This window comes from Xanthomonas arboricola pv. populi (assembly GCF_002939945.1).
In the GTDB taxonomy this organism is placed as follows: Bacteria; Pseudomonadota; Gammaproteobacteria; order Xanthomonadales; family Xanthomonadaceae; genus Xanthomonas; species Xanthomonas arboricola_A.
In genome coordinates this window covers 52,666-69,987 of sequence record NZ_MDEB01000005.1, presented here as the reverse complement: position 1 = coordinate 69,987, position 17,322 = coordinate 52,666, and the positions used below count along the sequence as shown (strand labels likewise).

General features: G+C 66.5%; 13 protein-coding genes and 2 other RNA genes. 7 read left to right on the top strand and 8 right to left on the bottom strand.

From position 1 onward, the window contains the following. Window positions 1-236: 236 nt before the first annotated feature. The 3 genes from XaplCFBP3123_RS14235 to XaplCFBP3123_RS14225 all read left to right on the top strand — a co-directional run bounded on the left by XaplCFBP3123_RS14235 (window position 237) and on the right by XaplCFBP3123_RS14225 (window position 5,033). Window positions 237-2,693 carry a TonB-dependent siderophore receptor gene (locus XaplCFBP3123_RS14235; protein ID WP_172453276.1) on the top strand — a complete coding sequence of 819 codons (2,457 nt, stop codon included), beginning with the start codon at window positions 237-239 and terminating at the stop codon, window positions 2,691-2,693. Between the two features lie 34 nt (window positions 2,694-2,727). Further along, window positions 2,728-4,647, top strand: coding sequence for an alpha-amylase family protein (locus tag XaplCFBP3123_RS14230; protein WP_104534641.1), 1,920 nt, complete (start codon window positions 2,728-2,730; stop codon window positions 4,645-4,647). Window positions 4,648-4,957: 310 nt separating this feature from the next. Further along, a non-coding RNA gene (locus XaplCFBP3123_RS14225) (sX9 sRNA) lies at window positions 4,958-5,033 on the top strand. A gap of 68 nt (window positions 5,034-5,101) precedes the next feature. Here the strand turns inward: XaplCFBP3123_RS14225 and XaplCFBP3123_RS14220 are convergent. From XaplCFBP3123_RS14220 to rsgA, 3 genes are all read right to left on the bottom strand, one after another. Beyond that, a complete protein-coding gene (locus XaplCFBP3123_RS14220; RefSeq protein ID WP_104534640.1) occupies window positions 5,102-5,782 on the bottom strand; it encodes a type 1 glutamine amidotransferase domain-containing protein in 681 nt (226 codons plus the stop codon). Between the two features lie 237 nt (window positions 5,783-6,019). Beyond that, the gene (locus tag XaplCFBP3123_RS14215) at window positions 6,020-7,282 is read right to left on the bottom strand and encodes a flavohemoglobin expression-modulating QEGLA motif protein (protein WP_104534639.1); all 1,263 of its coding nucleotides are present in this window, start codon (window positions 7,280-7,282) and stop codon (window positions 6,020-6,022) included. 1 nt (window position 7,283) lies between these two features. Continuing rightward, window positions 7,284-8,375 (bottom strand): ribosome small subunit-dependent GTPase A, encoded by a 1,092-nt coding sequence (rsgA, locus tag XaplCFBP3123_RS14210; protein WP_104534638.1) that lies wholly within the window; start codon window positions 8,373-8,375, stop codon window positions 7,284-7,286. Between the two features lie 153 nt (window positions 8,376-8,528). On the opposite strand from rsgA, the gene XaplCFBP3123_RS14205 reads away from it, so the two are divergent. From XaplCFBP3123_RS14205 to XaplCFBP3123_RS14195, 3 genes are all read left to right on the top strand, one after another. Further along, window positions 8,529-9,800, top strand: coding sequence for a pyridoxal phosphate-dependent aminotransferase (locus XaplCFBP3123_RS14205; protein WP_104534637.1), 1,272 nt, complete (start codon window positions 8,529-8,531; stop codon window positions 9,798-9,800). After that, a complete protein-coding gene (locus XaplCFBP3123_RS14200) occupies window positions 9,800-10,486 on the top strand; it encodes an SGNH/GDSL hydrolase family protein (protein ID WP_104534636.1) in 687 nt (228 codons plus the stop codon). Before XaplCFBP3123_RS14205 ends, XaplCFBP3123_RS14200 begins: the two co-directional genes overlap by 1 nt. 62 nt (window positions 10,487-10,548) lie before the next feature. Then, window positions 10,549-11,220, top strand: coding sequence for a methyltransferase (locus XaplCFBP3123_RS14195; protein WP_104534635.1), 672 nt, complete (start codon window positions 10,549-10,551; stop codon window positions 11,218-11,220). Between the two features lie 34 nt (window positions 11,221-11,254). Here the strand turns inward: XaplCFBP3123_RS14195 and XaplCFBP3123_RS14190 are convergent. From XaplCFBP3123_RS14190 to XaplCFBP3123_RS14175, 4 genes are all read right to left on the bottom strand, one after another. Next, window positions 11,255-11,331, bottom strand: a non-coding RNA gene (locus tag XaplCFBP3123_RS14190) — sX9 sRNA. A gap of 612 nt (window positions 11,332-11,943) precedes the next feature. Next, complete coding sequence (locus XaplCFBP3123_RS21850) at window positions 11,944-12,111, bottom strand: hypothetical protein (RefSeq protein WP_343125492.1); 168 nt, start codon at window positions 12,109-12,111, stop codon at window positions 11,944-11,946. Between the two features lie 9 nt (window positions 12,112-12,120). Continuing rightward, the gene (locus XaplCFBP3123_RS14180; RefSeq protein ID WP_343125491.1) at window positions 12,121-13,794 is read right to left on the bottom strand and encodes a TonB-dependent receptor domain-containing protein; all 1,674 of its coding nucleotides are present in this window, start codon (window positions 13,792-13,794) and stop codon (window positions 12,121-12,123) included. A gap of 621 nt (window positions 13,795-14,415) precedes the next feature. After that, window positions 14,416-15,207 (bottom strand): polysaccharide deacetylase family protein, encoded by a 792-nt coding sequence (locus XaplCFBP3123_RS14175; RefSeq protein ID WP_172453275.1) that lies wholly within the window; start codon window positions 15,205-15,207, stop codon window positions 14,416-14,418. 45 nt (window positions 15,208-15,252) lie between these two features. On the opposite strand from XaplCFBP3123_RS14175, the gene grxD reads away from it, so the two are divergent. After that, the gene (gene grxD / locus XaplCFBP3123_RS14170; protein ID WP_104534633.1) at window positions 15,253-16,179 is read left to right on the top strand and encodes a Grx4 family monothiol glutaredoxin; all 927 of its coding nucleotides are present in this window, start codon (window positions 15,253-15,255) and stop codon (window positions 16,177-16,179) included. 571 nt (window positions 16,180-16,750) lie between these two features. Here the strand turns inward: grxD and XaplCFBP3123_RS14165 are convergent. Continuing rightward, the gene (locus tag XaplCFBP3123_RS14165; RefSeq protein WP_104534632.1) at window positions 16,751-17,311 is read right to left on the bottom strand and encodes a DUF924 family protein; all 561 of its coding nucleotides are present in this window, start codon (window positions 17,309-17,311) and stop codon (window positions 16,751-16,753) included. Window positions 17,312-17,322: the final 11 nt, after the last annotated feature.

The following is a 17,322-nucleotide window of genomic DNA, read 5'->3' as shown; positions in this document are numbered from 1 at the left end:
TGGCCGCAGCGCACTGTACCCTGCCGTCGTTGCAATCGATTGTAACGCTGCGCCGCAACACGTTTTCGCTTGTCGATACATGAGCGCGCGTGACCAGGAACAATGCTGCAGCGCACGATTGCAATCGATTGTACTCGGGCGTATTACTGCGCTCGCACTGCAGGCCACACGGCCGCTCCCTGGGAGGGGACGATGCAGGCGTCGGCACACCACCATCCGTGAGAGAGAGAACCGCAATGTCCACCTTGCACACCCTGCGCCTGCATGCCCTGGCCTGCGCGGTCGCCTCCTGCCTGTGCGCGCCCGCCGCGCTGGCGCAGGACGCGACCACGGCCGCACCCGTCACGCCGCCGGCCGCCGACAGCGCCGCGGTCAATCTGGATTCGGTGTTCGTCACCGGCACCTCCACCGCCACCACCAAGCTGAAGTCCAGCGTCTCGGTCAGCACCGTCGGCGCCGAGGCGATCGAACAGTCGGCGCCACGCAGCACCGCCGAAATCTTCCGCAACATCCCCGGCATCCGTTCCGAATCCAGCGGTGGCGAAGGCAACGCCAACATCGCCGTGCGCGGTCTGCCGGTCGCCTCCGGCGGCGCCAAGTTCCTGCAGCTGCAGGAGGACGGCCTGCCGGTGATGGAATTCGGCGATATCGCCTTCGGCAACTCGGACATCTTCCTGCGCTCGGATTTCACCCTGGACCGCATCGAAGCCATCCGCGGCGGCTCGGCATCGACGTTCACCAGCAATGCGCCCGGCGGCATCATCAACTTCATCAGCAAGACCGGCGACACCGCAGGCGGCAGCGTCGGCGTGAGCCGCGGCCTGGATTACGACAACACCCGCGTGGACTTCGACTACGGCGCGCCGTTCGCGGAAAACTGGCAGTTCAACATCGGCGGCTTCTTCCGCCAGGGCGATGGCGTGCGCGATGCCGGTTACACCACCGACAAGGGCGGCCAGCTCAAGGCCAACCTGACCCGGCTGTTCGAGAACGGCTACGTGCGCGTCTACGGCAAATACCTCAACGATCGCGCCGCCGGTTATCTGCCGGTGCCGACCTCCGTGCGTGGCCGCGACGGCTCGCCGGACCTGGGTGGCTTTGCCGGTTTCGATCCGGGCAACGACACCTTGTACAGCCGCAATTTCCGCACCGATGTGGGCCTGGACGGCAACAACCAGCCGCGCCGCACCGATCTGGGCGACGGCATGCACCCGATCTCGCGCACCATCGGCGCGGAGGCCTGGTTCGACCTGGGCAGCGGCTGGAACCTGAGCGAGAAGTTCCGCATCGCCGACAACAGCGGCCGCTTCGTCAGCCCGTTCCCGGCCGAGGTCACCGATGCCGCCACGCTCGCCGCGTCCATCGGTGGCGCCGGCGCGCAACTGGTGCAGGCCAGCGGCCCGGACGCCGGCCAGGCCTACACCGGCAACGCGATCCGCACGCATCTGTTCAACGTGGCGATCAACGACCTGGGCAACGTCACCAACGACCTCAGCGTCTCGCGCGCGTTCGACGGCGACGGCCGCACGCTCACCCTGCGCATGGGCTACTACAGCTCGCGCCAGACCATCGACATGGACTGGACCTGGAACTCCTACGTGCAGAGCCTGGGCCGCGATTCGCGCCTGCTCAACGTGGTCGATGCCAGCGGCGTGTCGCGCTCGCAAAACGGCCTGTACGCGTACGGCACCCCGTTCTGGGGCGATTGCTGCATCACCCGCAGCTACGACGTGCGCTACGACGTCAACGCGCCGTACGTCGCACTGACCTTCGACAGCGGCAAGTTCAGCATCGACGGCAGCCTGCGTTACGACATGGGCGATGCACGCGGCAACTACAACGGCACCGCGATCGCGCAGAACCTGGACGTCAACGGCGATGGCGTGATCCAGCCGGTGGAACAGCGCGTGGCCACGGTCGATACCGCCAATGCACGGCCGGTGGATTACGACTGGAATTACCTGTCGTATTCGCTGGGCAGCAATTACCTGATCAACGACGACCTGGGCGCGTTCGCGCGCATCAGCCGCGGCGCACGCGCCAATGCCGACCGCCTGTTGTTCGGCGTGATCCGCGACGACGGCTCGGTCTCCTCCGATGAAGGCGTCAACGTGGTCCGCCAGGCCGAAGCCGGCCTGAAGTGGCGCCGCGACGGCCTGAGCCTGTTCGCCACCGCGTTCTCGGCGCGCACCGAGGAACAGAACTTCGAAGTCACCAGCCAGCGCTTCTTTAACCGCAGCTACCAGGCGAACGGCGTGGAGCTGGAAGCCAGCTACCGCCACGAAGGCTTCACCGTCAACGGCGGCCTGACCTGGACCGATGCGGAGATTTCCAAGGACCAGATCACTCCGGAAAACACCGGCAACGTGCCGCGTCGCCAGGCCGATGTGGTGTGGCAGTTGACGCCCAGCTATCGCGGCGACGGCTACCAGTTCGGCGTCAACCTGATCGGCACCACCGATGCCTACACCCAGGACTCCAATCAGCTGAAGATGCCGGGCTATACGCAGGTGAACCTGTTCGGCGACTACCGCGTGACCGACGCACTCACCGTCGCGCTCAACGTCAACAACCTGTTCAACACCTTCGGCCTGACCGAGGCCGAGGACGCCAGCATCCCGGCCAACGGCATCATCCGCGCGCGCTCGATTGCCGGCCGCACCACCAGCATCAGCCTGCGTTACGACTTCTAAGGACCCCTCGCCGGGTTCGTCCCGGCGCTTGCCAATGAGCACCTCCCCCACCGATTTCACTGCATTGCGCGCGGCCTTTGCCGCGCCACTGGATGCGCAGCGTGCGAGCGCGCTGCTGCCGCGTTTCGATCGGCATGCGCCGCGTCTACTGGATGCGCTGCACGCCCTGTACGGCGCACGCCCCGACACTGCGTCCTGGTTGACGCAGTGGCTGGCTGCGTTGGGCACCCAGGCGCAGCAGCGCCCGCAGCCGCTGCAACAACTGGACGTCGCGCGCCAGCCCGGCTGGTTCGGCGAGCAACACATGCTGGGCTACAGCGCGTACGTGGACCGCTTCGCCGGCACGCTGCAGGGCGTGGCCGCACGCGTGCCGTATCTGCAGGAGCTGGGCGTACGCTATCTGCACCTGCTGCCGTTCCTGCGTGCACGCGCCGGCGATAACGATGGCGGCTTTGCGGTCAGCGATTACGGCCAGGTGGAGCCGAGCCTGGGCAGCAACGACGATCTCGTCGCGCTGACCACACGCCTGCGCGAGGCCGGCATCAGCCTGTGCGCGGATTTCGTGCTCAACCATACCGCCGACGACCACGCCTGGGCGCAGGCGGCGCGTGCCGGCGATGCGCGTTATCTCGATTACTACCATCACTTTGCCGACCGCACCCTGCCCGACCAGTACGAAACCACGCTGGGGCAAGTGTTCCCGCACACCGCACCCGGCAACTTCACCTGGGTGGACGACACCGGCCAGTGGATGTGGACCACGTTCTATCCCTATCAGTGGGATCTGAACTGGAGCAACCCGGCGGTGTTCGGCGAGATGGCGCTGGCGATGCTGCAGCTGGCCAATCTGGGTGTGGAGGCCTTCCGTCTGGATTCCACCGCGTATCTGTGGAAGCGCACCGGCACCGACTGCATGAATCAACCCGAGGCGCACACCTTGCTGGTGGCGCTGCGCGCGGTCGCCGACATCGTTGCGCCGTCGGTGGTGATGAAGGCCGAAGCCATCGTGCCGATGACGCAGTTGCCGCCCTACTTCGGCAGTGGCGAGGACCAGGGTCACGAATGCCATCTGGCCTATCACAGCACGCTGATGGCGGCCGGTTGGTCGGCATTGGCGCTGCAACGCGGCGACATCCTGCACAACGTCATCGCGCATAGTCCACCATTGCCTGCCAACTGCGCGTGGCTGAGCTATGTGCGCTGCCACGACGACATCGGCTGGAATGTGCTGCAGCACGAAGCCGCAGGCAACGCCGCGCAGCCGCCGTTCGCGTTGCGCGATGTCGCGCGCTTCTATGCCAACCAGGTGCCAGGCAGTTACGCGCGCGGCGAGAGCTTCCAGAGCAGTGGCGACGGCGTGCACGGCACCAACGGCATGGCCGCCGCGCTTGCTGGGATTCAAGCCGCGCAAGAGTCGGGCGATGCAGTGGCGCTGACCCTGGCGGTGGATCGATTGGTGCTGCTCTATGCCATCGCACTGGCGATGCCGGGCGTGCCGTTGATCTATATGGGCGACGAACTCGCCTTGCCCAACGATATCGACTACCGCGACGATCCGCAGCGTCGGCACGAAGGTCGCTGGTTGCATCGCCCGGCAATGGATTGGCAGCTCGCAGCACAGCGCGAAGATTCCGGCGGCCTGAGCGGCACGGTGTATCGCCGGTTGCGTGGATTGATCCGGCAACGTGCCGCGCTTCCCGCACTGGCTGCCACTCAGGCGCTGGGCAGCGTTGCGCTGGGCGATTCACGTCTGTTTGCGTTGACCCGTGGCGATGACTTTCTGGCCGTGCACAACTTCGGCGAGCAACCGCTGACGGTGGAGCTTGCCGCACTTGGGGACGGCCGGTGGAAGATGTTTGCGGATGGCAGCGAGGCGGCTACCGAATCGCTGAGCGATGCCATGCGGCTGGTGCTGCCGGCTTATGCGGTGCGCTGGCTGGAGCGTATTGCCTGAAACAGGACGTGCAGTTCTGCAGTGCGTGCAGAGCGGACGATCTTTGACCTCGCTGCAGGGCCCTTGCCCGCCCACCATCGCGGGACACGCCGCAAGTACGTCCTTGTAGGCTCTTACGCGGCATCCATGCCGCATAAGGTCCCGCGACGGTAGGCGGGCAAGAGCCAATCTGGATGGTCGGTGTGCTTGGTTGCAAGCACTTGATTGCGTCGGGGTGTCGAATGCTGCGGTATTCCGAAAGTGCACCACGAAAGTCGCTAAAACTGCTGCGCTCACTGTCGGATGGATGCGGCCGCCGGTCGGCACTGGGATGTACCACGCGTACACTCCGGTTGCTCCGCACCATTCGCACCCCGCTGACGAATGATCGCTACGCTCTGTTCGCCGCTCCAGATCAAACGCCGCGCTGTCTTTCCGATGGCCGTCCTTGCATCACCATGGGACAACCGCAGAATCAGCGCTTCGACAACTCGAGCAACGCCTCGGCCGCCTTTTCGGACGAGGCCGGATTCTGGCCGGTGATCAGCGTGCCGTCGGTGACCACGTGCACGCCCCAGTCGGCGCCCTTCTCGTAACGGCCACCAAGTTCGGTCAACACATCTTCGACCAGGAACGGCACGATCTTGGTCAGACCCACGCCCTCTTCTTCGCCGTTGGTAAAGCCGGTGACGCGACGGCCGTTGACCAGCGGCTTGCCATCGCTACCCTTGACACGGCGCAGGGCGCCCGGGGCGTGACACACCAGGGCGTGCGGCTTGTTGGCTGCGGCGAACGCTTCGATCAGCGCGATCGAATCCGCGTCTTCGGCCAGGTCCCACAACGGACCATGGCCACCCGGATAGAACACCGCGTCGAAGTCGTCGGCCTTGACGTCCGCCAGGCGCTGCGTGCTGGCCAACGCCTTCTGCGCGTCGGCGTCCTGCTTGAAGCGCTTGGTGGCGTCGGTCTGTGCGTCGGGCTCGTCGCTCTTGGGATCCAGCGGCGGCTGGCCGCCCTTGGGCGAGACCAGGGTGATGTCTGCGCCGGCATCCTTGAACACGTAGTACGGCGCGGCGAATTCCTCCAGCCAGAAGCCGGTTTTCTTGCCGGTATCGCCAAGTTGGTCGTGGGAAGTGAGCACCATCAGGATTTTCATTGCATTGCCTCGTGTCATTGCCCATCTCGGGCGAGGCGACCAGTGTCCAGTTCAGCCCGTTGCAACATCGTGTAGAACGCGTCGGCACGATGCTTACGGTTCAGCGCCTTGCACTGGCGGCAACGTAATGCCAGGCATGCGTCATGCATCGCACGGTGTGGCCCGACCCGCGCCTGCGGCAGGTTCGCTGCGCCACCGCGCTGACGCGGCAACTGCACACAGGCCGCTCAGCAAGCGTCAGACGTTCATTGCCGGCGGCTGCAGCTGATCCATGCGGATGCGATTGGCGAACAACGAAAACGCCAGCATGCCGGCCAGCCCGCTGACTCGGCTCACCCACGGCGGCAACCAGCGCGGTGCGACCAGCACGCCGCTGTCGAACAACGGCGCAAAGCGCGCCACATCGCCCAACGCCATCTTGCCCGCGAACAGATACCGGCACAGCTGCAGCTGGTCGCGCTGCAAGGCATGCCGGAAGAAGGTGTGCACAGCCACCAGCCCGCGCAGATACACCGTGTCCTTGGTGAAGGCGCCGCCGCCGGAGGTCGGCACGCCGCGGAACACACGCTGCGCCAAGGAAAAACTTTCCGCCGCGCTCTGCCCGCCTGCGGTGAAATAGCGGAACACCTCGATGAAATCCGCGCCCGAGCGCGCCATCGCAATTGCCTCGATGCGCAGGCTGATACGCTTCATGCGTTCGATATCGATGCTGCCGGTGATCTGCTCGGCAAAGGTCGCCAGGCCTTCCTGCGTTGCGGTGGTACGCGGCGAGGAAATGCCGAGACTGGGCAGGTGCACTTGCGCGCGCCCGTTGAGCGCGGTCAGCGAATGCACCAGCGCTTCGTGATGGAACAACTGCGCGCGGTCGTAATCGCTGAAGGTGGCGCCGCTACGCAGGCGGATGCGATGCGCGCCGGCCGCCGCCTTGGCCAGCAGATCCGGATCCAGCGTGACCGTGATGACGCGGCCTTCGAAGAACGCATCCAGATCGTTCTGCAATTGCATGCGTAATGCCGTCGCCGACACCGGCACCTGCTCTTCCGGCGCCAGCAATTCGCGGTCCAGCTCCCGCGCGATCTGGATGAAGTGCCGCGCCGCCTCGCGCGTGCTCGGGCCGTTGCCCGGCATCGGGTCGTCGGGCACGCCGAACAGCTGCGCCGAGTAGTCGCTGACTGCGGAGGTGCCCAGTGACTCCAGCAGGCCGGCAGCCAGGCCCCAGCTATGCGCCGAATCGATCAGATACGCGCCCAGCGGATGATGCGGATCGGCCGCCTTGGCGATGGCCGCCAGTTCGCGCCGGGTATCGCCGAAATCCAGCGCCGGATACTCCACCTGCGGCAGCTCCGGCTGCCCGCGCGCCACACCCTGCAGGAATGGCTCCTGCAGCGAGCGCGGCCAGCTCGCCAGTGCCAGCAGGCGCACGCCGCGCACCGCCTTGACCAGGCGCACATCCAGCGCCGCGTGATGGACGATGTCCGGCGGCGCCTTGCGCAGCGGCATATCAGCGCCGTCCGGTGCGGTCGACGCTGGCGGGCCGCCTACCCGAGCCCTTACCCCGGTTGTTCTGCGCCAGGCGCGTGGCGAGTTTTTCGGCCGCCGCGGCCACTTCCACACGCAGCTTCATGTAGTTGGCCACCCGCTCCGGATCCAGCGTATCGGCCTCGATCGCCGCACGCACCGCGCAGCCGGGCTCGGCGATATGCGCGCAGTCGTTGAAGCGGCACTGCGCCGCCAGCGCTTCCACATCGGAGAAGCCGCCCTCGGCAAGATCCTCTTCGCCGGTGGGCTTGAGCTCGCGCATGCCGGGCGTATCGATCAGGCACGCACCGGACGGCAGCGGAATCAACGCGCGATGGGTGGTGGTATGCCGGCCGCGCGAGTCGTTCTCGCGTACCGCATTGGTCTTCATCTTCTGTGTGCCGAGCAAGGTGTTGGTCAGCGTCGACTTGCCCGCACCGGACGAGCCCACCAGCACAGCGGTACGGCCATCGCCCAGCCACGGCCGCAGCGCCGCCACGCTGTCCGGGTCCTTGGCATTGACCGCGCGCAACGGGATGTTCTGCGCTTCCAGTTCCTCCAGCACCGCCAATGCGTCCTCGGCGTATTCGGTCTGATCGGCCTTGGTCAGCACCACCACCGGCTCGGCACCGCCGCCGCCGACCAGCAGCAGATAGCGCTCGATGCGGCGCGGATTGAAGTCCGCATCCAGCCCGCAGACGATGAACACCGTATCGATGTTGGCCGCGATCACCTGCTGATGGTAATGCTCGCCGGCCGCACCGCGCTTGATCGAGGTGCGCCGCGGCAGCAGCGCCACGATGCGCTTGCCCTCCATCAGCACCCAATCGCCCACCGACGCCCGCTCATGGCTGGGAAACCGCGGCCGCTGCCACTCCGGCAACGACTCGGCCTTGAGACCGGCCTCCGGCGTATCGGCCACCACATAACCGGTGCGGTGCTGCTCCACCACCCGCGCCGGCAACGCCTGCGGATGCGCGGCGAAGAGCGCCTGCCAGGCCGGATCCTCGGCAGGGCCGGGCCAGGGCCAGCCAATGGATTGGAGGGTGGGGTAATTGGGGGGTGCGTTGCTCATGGGGCGATTCTAGCTGGCTGGCCGCAGCGGCCTGTGCAATCGGGCCCTGCGCCTGGGCTGAAGCGCCCCTTGACATCGTTGCCGATGCAAGCATGTCCACCTGTCTTATTTCCGCTACCATGCCAAGCCTCACGCCTACAACCGGCCCGTCGCATGTCCACTGCCCCGCAAAAGCCGCTCGCCATCCGCGAGCGTCTGTCCGAAGTCCGCTACGAAATCCGGGGCGAGCTGGCGCGACGAGCGCGGGAGCTGGAGGCGCAGGGCCGCAAGCTGATCAAGCTCAATATCGGTAACCCGGGGGCGTTCGGGTTCCGTGCGCCGGAGCATCTGCAGCGCGCGATCGCCGACGACATGGGCCGCACCGATCCGTACACCCATCAGCAAGGCCTGCCGGAGGCGCGCGAGGCAATCGCCACCGCGTATGCGCGGCGCCAGCATCCGGATGCGCATCCGGACCGCATCTTCGTCGGCAACGGCGTAAGCGAGCTGATCGACCTGTCGCTGCGTGCGCTGCTCAATCCCGGCGACGAAGTACTGGTGCCCTCGCCCGACTATCCGCTGTGGTCGGCGGCCACCATCCTCAACGACGGCCGGCCGGTGTACTACCGCTGCGCGCCGGAAAACGGCTTCCAGCCGGACCCGGTGGAGATCGAGACGCTGGTGTCCTCGCGTACCCGCGCCATCGTGCTGATCAATCCGAACAATCCCAGCGGCGCCAGTTATTCGCGCGAGTTGCTGGAGCGCATCGTGGCCATCGCCAGCAAGCACAATCTGCTGCTGATGGTCGATGAGATCTACGACCAGGTGCTTTACGACGACGCCGCCTTCGTGCCGGTGGCGCCGCTGGCCGGTGCGCATCCGTGCATCACCTTCGGCGGGCTGAGCAAGGTGCACCGCGCCTGCGGCTGGCGCGTGGGCTGGGCGTTGCTGTCGGGCGAGCAGTCGCGCATCAACGACCTGCGCAATGCAATGGACCTGCTCGGCGCCTTGCGCCTGTGTGCCAACGTGCCGGGCCAGTACGCCATCGATGCGGCAGTCAACGGGCCGGACACCATCTCGGCGCTGTGCGCGCCGGGCGGCCGCCTGTACGAAACCCGCCGCGCGGTGATCGAGGCCTGTGCGGCCAGCGAGCACCTGTCGCTGGTGGCGCCGGCCGGTGCGCTGTACGCCTTCCCGGCGGTGGTCGGCCCGGCCGCGCGCAACTTCGACGATCACGACTTCGCGCTCGACCTGATGAACGAGGAAGGCGTGCTGGTGGTGCCGGGTTCCAGTTTCAACGTGCCGTACCGCCACCACTTCCGCGTGACCTTGCTGCCGGAAGCGGCGGTGATGCGCGATGTGTTCGCACGCATCGACCGTGCCCTGGCACGCCGCGCCGAGGCGCTGACCAAGGTCGTGCCGCTCAAGTCGCGCAGCGTGGCGTGATGGCGGCGGCCGGCACGCCGCTGCGCTATCTGGCGCTCGGCGATTCCTACACCATCGGCGAAGGCGTTGCGGTTGCGCAGCGCTGGCCGGTGCAACTGGTCGACGGTTTACGTGCCTACGGCTGGAACGTCGCGCCGCCGCAGATCATCGCCACCACCGGCTGGACCACCGACGAGCTGCAGGCCGGTCTCGATGCCGCTGCGCCGCAGGGGCCGTTCGGGCTGGTGAGCCTGCTGATCGGTGTCAACAATCAATACCGCGGGCGCCCGCTGGACGAGTACCGCAGCCAGTTCGATGCGTTGTTGCAGCGTGCAATCGGGTTCGCCGGTGGCCTTGCGGCACGCGTGGTCGTGCTGTCGATTCCCGATTGGGGGTTGACCGCGTTTGCGCATGCGCAAGGCGGCGATGCGGCGCTGATCGGCGCACAGATCGACGCCTTCAACAGCGTGGCCGCCGAACGCTGCGCCGCACGCGCGGTGCGCTTTGTCGACATCACCGCCACCAGCCGCGATGGCGGCGACGCTGCCGACATGCTGGTCGACGATGGCCTGCATCCCTCCGGCGCCATGTATGCGCGCTGGACCGCATTGGCACTGCCAGCGGCGCGCGATGCGATAGCGGCTGCCAATGCGATCGGGATGGACCACGCCACGCGTGGGCACCCCAATCGCGCTAGCAGGCCCTAAGCTAGCCGCGCACCAAGCCTCATTGCCAAGGAACGACATTGCACAGCACCGCCCCCCAACCCATGAGCCGCGCGCAGGCGCTGGCGATCGCGCGCGCGTTTTTGCCGCCGCATCCGCTGGGCAATCGCTACGACTATTACTACACCCAGACCAAGCTGCGCACCGACCCGCTGTATCCGGGCGTGCTGGCCGAACTGCGCAGCACCACCGCGCCTGTGCTGGATCTGGGCTGCGGGCTGGGGCTGCTCGCGCACGCATTGCGCGCCGATGGCCAAACACTGGTCTATCACGGGGTGGATGTGGATGCGTCCAAGATCCGCCGCGCGCAACACATCGCGCAGCGCTCGGCATTGGGCAATACGCAGTTCGCGGTGGTCGATCTGAGCGTGGCCTGGCCGCAACACCGCGGCAGCGTGACCATTCTGGATGTGCTGCAGTATCTGCAGGCCGACATGCAGGCCAGCCTGCTGCGCAGCGTGGCGCAGATGCTCACACCCGGTGCGAAGCTGGTGATCCGCAGCGCGTTGGGCGATGCCAGCAGCCGTGGCCGCACCAGCCGCGTGACCGACGTGCTGGCGCATCTGAGCGGCTGGATGCAGCGCATGCCGCGCAGCTATCCCACCCGCGGCAGCCTGCAGGTGCAGCTGGATGCCGCCGGTCTGCGTGCGACGTTTGCGCCGTTGTACGGCAACACGCCATTCAACAACTGGTTGATCGTGGCCGAGCCGCGCTGAGGCCGTGCACAACGTGCCTGGCTCGCTTTAAAACGGCTGACAAAACGTAGCGCGCGGTCCGCCGGACGGATGTGGACAGCACGCAGAGACCGTGTTGGACGCGTAGCACATGCCGCACCGAGCACCGGCCGCGCAGTCGTTTTGACAGCCGCTGTTGACGTCATGCGGATGATCCCAGGCCACGTTGTCCCAGGGCAGTATCCTCACCGCACCAGAGAATCCGCTGGTTGCCTTGTTGAAAAACCATGCACACCGACCATCCCGACAGGTCCTTGCCCGCCCACCGTCACGGGACCTTACGCGGCATGGATGCCGCGTAAGAGCCTCCATGGACGGATGTACGGCGTGTCCCGTGATGGTGGGCGGGCAAGGGCCCTGCAGCGAAGTCGCAGAGCAGCCGCTCTACACCTGATCTATCCGCGCCGACCAGTCACTTCGGGACAACCAAGTCATTGAGTCGCCGCGCAGTTTAGACGCAGGCAAAGGCTTGGTTCGCCGAGTGCGCGGCGCCCTCACCGCTCGCGTGGCATACCGTACATCCGTCGGTGGCGGCATCCTTGCCACCACACGGTCCCGCAAGCGGTAAGGGCACCGCGCCAGAGAATTTGTAGGTCGCTTTGTTGAAGGCCATGCACCCAACGACCATCTCGACCCTCTGCCCGCCCACCGTCGCGGGGCCTTTGGCGGCATGGATGCCGCCAAAGCTTGTCGTCTTGAGCAAAGTCAGAACTTCCAGGACAGCGTCAGCTCCACATCGCGCGGGTCGCCGTAGATCAACTGGCTCTGGTAGACGATGTTGGCGTAGTACGTGCGGTCGAACAGATTGCGCACGTTGAGCTGCGCCGACCATGCCTGGTTGATGTCGTAGCGCGCCATTGCGTTGGCCAGCACCACGCTGCCCTAGGTCAGCCGCTGCGTGCTGCCCTGTGGCCCGGACATCAAGTCGTGGATGGCCGACTGCCAGCTCAGGCCACCGCCCACGCGCCACGGGCCGGTCTGCCAGCTGGTGAACAGGGTGGCCTCGCGACGCGGGCTGGTCGGGTTGACGTCGACACCGCTGGCATCGTTGGCATCGAACTGGGCAAAGCCGAACGCGATCCGCCATTGCTCGGACAGCTGACCATCGAGCTGGAACTCCACGCCCTGGCTGACCGTGCCCTTCGCCGCGAGGAAGGCCTGAGTGGTGGTGCCCGGCACCAGTTGCCCGGGATCGTTCACCGCCAGGTTGTCCTGCTCGATCCGGAACAACGCCAGCGCCGCATTGAGCTGGCCGCCGAGGTATTCGCCCTTGGCACCGACCTCGTAGCTGTTGCCTTCCAGCGGGGCGAGATAGCGCCCGCCGCGATCGCGGTTGTTTTGCGGTTTGAAGATGCCGGTGTAGCTGGCGTAGAGCGAATGGTGGTCGTCCACGTCCAGGATCAGGCCGGCGTACGGCATGGTGCGGCCACGGCGCTCGTAGGTATTGTCCGGGACCAGCTGATCGGTGTTCTTCCAGTCGGTGACGCGTGCACCGACGATGGCCGTGAGCGCGTCGGTCAGGCTGAAACGGCCGGCAGCGTAGGCGGCCACCTGGCGCACGTCATGGTCGGCGCCCTTCACCAGCGGCGTCCATTGCGGCTGCGCCATGGTGCCGGTCCAGGCATAGGCGCTTTCGGCCGTCAGCAGCTGCAGCGGCTGCAGCCCGTTGGACCAGCTGCGCATGTTGCGGTTCATCCAGGTGGCGCCGGCGACCAGCTCGTGGTTGCGGCCCCACCAGGTCAACGGCACGCTGAGGTAGGCATCCAGGCTGTTTTGCGCAGTGAGTGCGGGATAGCGCCCACCGAAATTGCCGGCAAGGCCCAGGCCGCTCTCGCGGTCCGGGTAATCGAAGTAGCCGAGCAGCACCGACTTCCGATCGGTTTCGAAACGCTGATGCGAGTATTCCACGTGCAGCTGCGCACCGTTGTCGAAACGATGGGTCAGGCCGGCAAACGCATTGGTGGTGTCGGCCGCGCCGCGCGCCCAGCGCGGCGTGAACGAATCCGAGCGTGCAAAATCGGTGCGGCTGCCGTCGCTGAAGTACGCCGGCACCCCGCCCCAGGTGGTGCCGCGGCCGTCGTCGCGCTGCTTGTTGACGCCGATGTAGCCGCGGGTGGCATCGCTGAAATCGGCATCGACGATGCCGTAGAACAGCGACGATTGCTTGCTGTAGTAATCGCGGAACGACTGCTTGTTTTCATAGCTGGCAACCACCCGTCCGCGCACGTTGCCGGCGGCGTTCAAGGGCGATTGCAGGTCGGCGGTGCCGCGATAGCGATCCCAACGCCCTGCCGACAGATCGATACGACCGGTAGCCACATCGCTGTCGGCATGCTTGCGCACCAGATCGATCGACGCCGCCGGGCTGCCCGCGCCGGTGGTCAGGCCGTTGGCGCCGCAGATGATTTCCACCCGGTCGTAGATCGCCATGTTCTGCTGCACATCGCCGCTGTAGTCGATGGGGATGCCGTCGATACGGTAGTAGTCCACTTCGAAGCCGCGCGTATTGATGTAGGTGCGCTCGGTGTCCCAGGTCGGCGAGTTGAAGCCGGCCACGGTATCTGTGACGTCCTGCAGCGATTGCGGTCGACGATCTGCTGGCGGGTCACCACCACCACCGACTGCGGCGTCTCGCGCAGCGACAGCTCCGGCTTGGTCGAACTGCGCGCGACATCGGCGGTGTAGGAGTCGGTGTCTTCTGTCGCGGCGCCGCGGTGTGCCTCGATCTGCAGGCGGTCCAGATCGACCGGATCGCGCGTGCTCGATTGCGCCGCAGCCGCCAATGGCCATGCACAGGCCAGCGCCTGCAGGGAGTACGCCAGCGGTAGCTGCGGCGAATGGAGATCCGCACGCATGGGCACGCGCGCAGTGACGATGCGATGGGACATGGGGTCAGCCTCAAGAGCGCGTATGGCCGTCGATGACGGCTATTGAGGCTGGCGTCGGCAACGCCATCGGAAAGCGCGCACCGTTTGCTGGCTGGGGGCGCAGGTTCGATCCGCGTTAAATCGCTGTCAATACAGGTGCGGATCGATGCTGCGGCTCAGGGCCGCTAGCTCCGGGCAGTCCGGCGAACAAAAAAGATGCGTCGCACCGCAGCATGCCTGCCGACAAGGACGATGGATCCAGCAACGCACGATCTGGTTCCGCGCCATCGACCACGCTGTGCGCAGGACCTCAGAGCGGACGCCGGCCCGCCAGGCCGCGCGCGCGCATCGCCTCCAGCACGCCGCGCAGGATGGTGAGGTTGTGGCCGTGCGCGGCGCCTTCGTGCAGCAGCACGATGGCGCCGGGGCGCAGGTCGCGCACGATGCGGGCCACGGTGGCCTCCGGCTCGCAACGCACCCCGTCGAAACCGCGCGCGCTCCAGGCCACGCGGGTCAGCCCGTGCGCACGCAGCGGCGAGGCGACGAAGGGATTGGTCATGCCTACCACCGAGCGGTACAGCCGCGGCGCCTGCCCAGTGATGGCGGCCAGCACGCGCTGTGCCTGGCCGATTTCCTGCGCCATGCGGTGCGGGCCCAGCGCCCAGAACCAGGCCTGCGGATGGGTATGGCTGTGATTGCCGATGCCATGCCCGCGGCGCACGATCTCGCGCACCAGTTCAGGCCGCTGCTCGGCGCGTGCGCCGACCACGAAGAACGTGGCCTTGGCATCGAAGGCGTCCAGCAGTTCCAGCATCGCCGGGGTGTCGTCGGAGGGGCCATCGTCGATGGTCAGCCACACCTGCGGAGCGCAGCCCGGCAGGCGCGCCAGCACCGGCGCGTACAGGCGCGCGCGCGGCAGGAACACCGGCACCACGAACAAGGCGTGCGACACCAGCAGCGCCGGCACGCCCCAGGCCCAGCCCAGATGCCACCACAGCAGCGCCACCGCTGCCTGCGACAGAACCAGCAGGCCCACCCAGCGGTACGGGTGCGAAGGGATGCGATACAGCGTTTGAAGCGTGGTCATGCCGCATGATGCCATGCGGCGTAGAATGCCCGGACTCCACGATCTGACCGAAGTGCTGCCATGTCCCTCGATCCCGCCCTGCGTTCCCGCATCGATACGCTGCTGCAATCCAGCCGCGTGGTGCTCTTCATGAAAGGCCAGCCCGGCATGCCGCAGTGCGGTTTTTCGGCCAAGGCGGTCGGCGTGCTGGACGGTCTGGGCATCGACTATGCCCATGTCAACGTGCTGGCCGACCAGGAGATCCGCGAAGGCATCAAGGCCTACGGCGACTGGCCGACCATTCCGCAGCTGTATGTGGACGGCGAGTTGATCGGCGGCAGCGACATCATTCTGCAGATGGCCGACAGCGGCGAGTTGAGCAGCATGCTCGGCTTGCAGGCGCCAGACCGGACTCCGCCCAGGATCACCATCACCCCGGCCGCGGTCGAGATGCTCAAGGGCGCGCTGGCCGATGCGCCGGATGCCTCGCTGACGCTGGCCATCGATGCCAACTTCCAGCCCAACTTCCAGCTGGCGCCGACCAACCCGAACGCCATCGCCGCCGACTCCAACGGCCTGCGCGTGCAGTTCGACCTGGCCAGCGCCCGCCGCGCCGACGGCATCACCATCGACTGGGTGGACGACATCCGCGGCCGCGGCCTGGCCATCGACAACCCCAATGCGCCCAAGCCGGTGCAGGAGCTGTCGGTGCGCGATGCCGACGACCGCCTCAAGGCCGGTACGTTGACCCTGGTGGACGTGCGCCCGGCCGACGAGCGTGCCCTGGCCAGCGTTGCCGCGCCGTTCCGCACGCTGGACGCGCACGAGCGCGCCGCCATCGAGCAGTTGCCCAAGGACACCCCGCTGGCGTTCCTGTGCCACCGCGGCGGGCGCAGCCTGCAGGCGGCAGAGCACTTCCGCGGCCTGGGTTTCAGCAACGTCTACAACGTCACCGGCGGCATCGACGCCTGGTCGGACGAAGTGGACAACGGCGTGGCCAAGTACTGAGCAGGACAGACGGCGTGACCGCCAGGAGGGTGCAACCGGTGTCCGTCATCTGCATGCAGCGCGCAGACACCGCAGTTCCAGCGCGCCATCCACACCCGATGGTGGCCCGCCGAAATCGCCCGCCAGGTTCTTAAGCCGCGTTTGCTACGGTGCACACCCGAAACGGACGCTCCCGGGACGTCTGTCGGAAAGCGGCTACGCGAGCTACGGCTTCTATCTGCTGCTCGGCGAAGGCGCGCACTGGCGTTCGGAAGGCTTGATGGGCGGCTGTTGATCGATCGCAGCGCGATGGCCGATGCCCGCATCGGTATCGGCGCCCGCGTTGCATGACCCGCTGGACCCAGATGAGCGCGGCTCGTCGCCGCGCAAGTCAGTTGCACATCGTCGGTGCGAAGCCATTGATGTAGTTGCACACCTGCACTATGTCGATCAACGCTCGACATCGCGCGTATGTGCGCCATCAACCGATCGCATCGATTGCCCACCCGCTCCGCGTGCCCGGACGCAAGTGCGCAGTGCGGAAAAGCCGTAGCGGCGTGCAATCGCGACGGGCCACAACCGCCGCCATCCCTCAGCCGGCAAATCCGCCGTCATCGAGAAACTGCTGCTCTTCGGCGGTGGTTTCACGCCCCAGCACCGCATTGCGATGCGGGAAGCGACCGAAGCGCTGGATGATCTGCTGATGCTCCACTGCCCAACGCGTGGTTTCTGCATCGTCCAATGCGGCGATCAGCTGCACCGAACGCGCCTGCTCCTGCAGATCTTCGGCATGCTCGAACGGCAGATAAAAAAACAGCCGCAACTGCGCGGACACCTGTTGATCGAAACCGCTTGCGAGCGCCTGCCTGGCGCTCGACAGCGCCAGGCCGTCGGTGGCATAGGCATGCGCGCTGCCGCGGAACGCGTTGCGCGGAAACTGGTCGAGCAGGATCAGCAAGGCCAGGGCATCTTCGGCACGTTCCATCCAGTGCGCATACTCGCCACGCGCCGCTGCAAAGTGCTGCTCGCTGAAATGCTGGCGGAAGTTGGCATCGAACGCATCGTTGTGGGTGAACCAGCGTGCCGAGCCGGCCAGCTCCCAGAAAGCCAGCACCACATCGGCCTGTTTGTTGCGTTCTGATTTGACGATCATCGACGTATTTC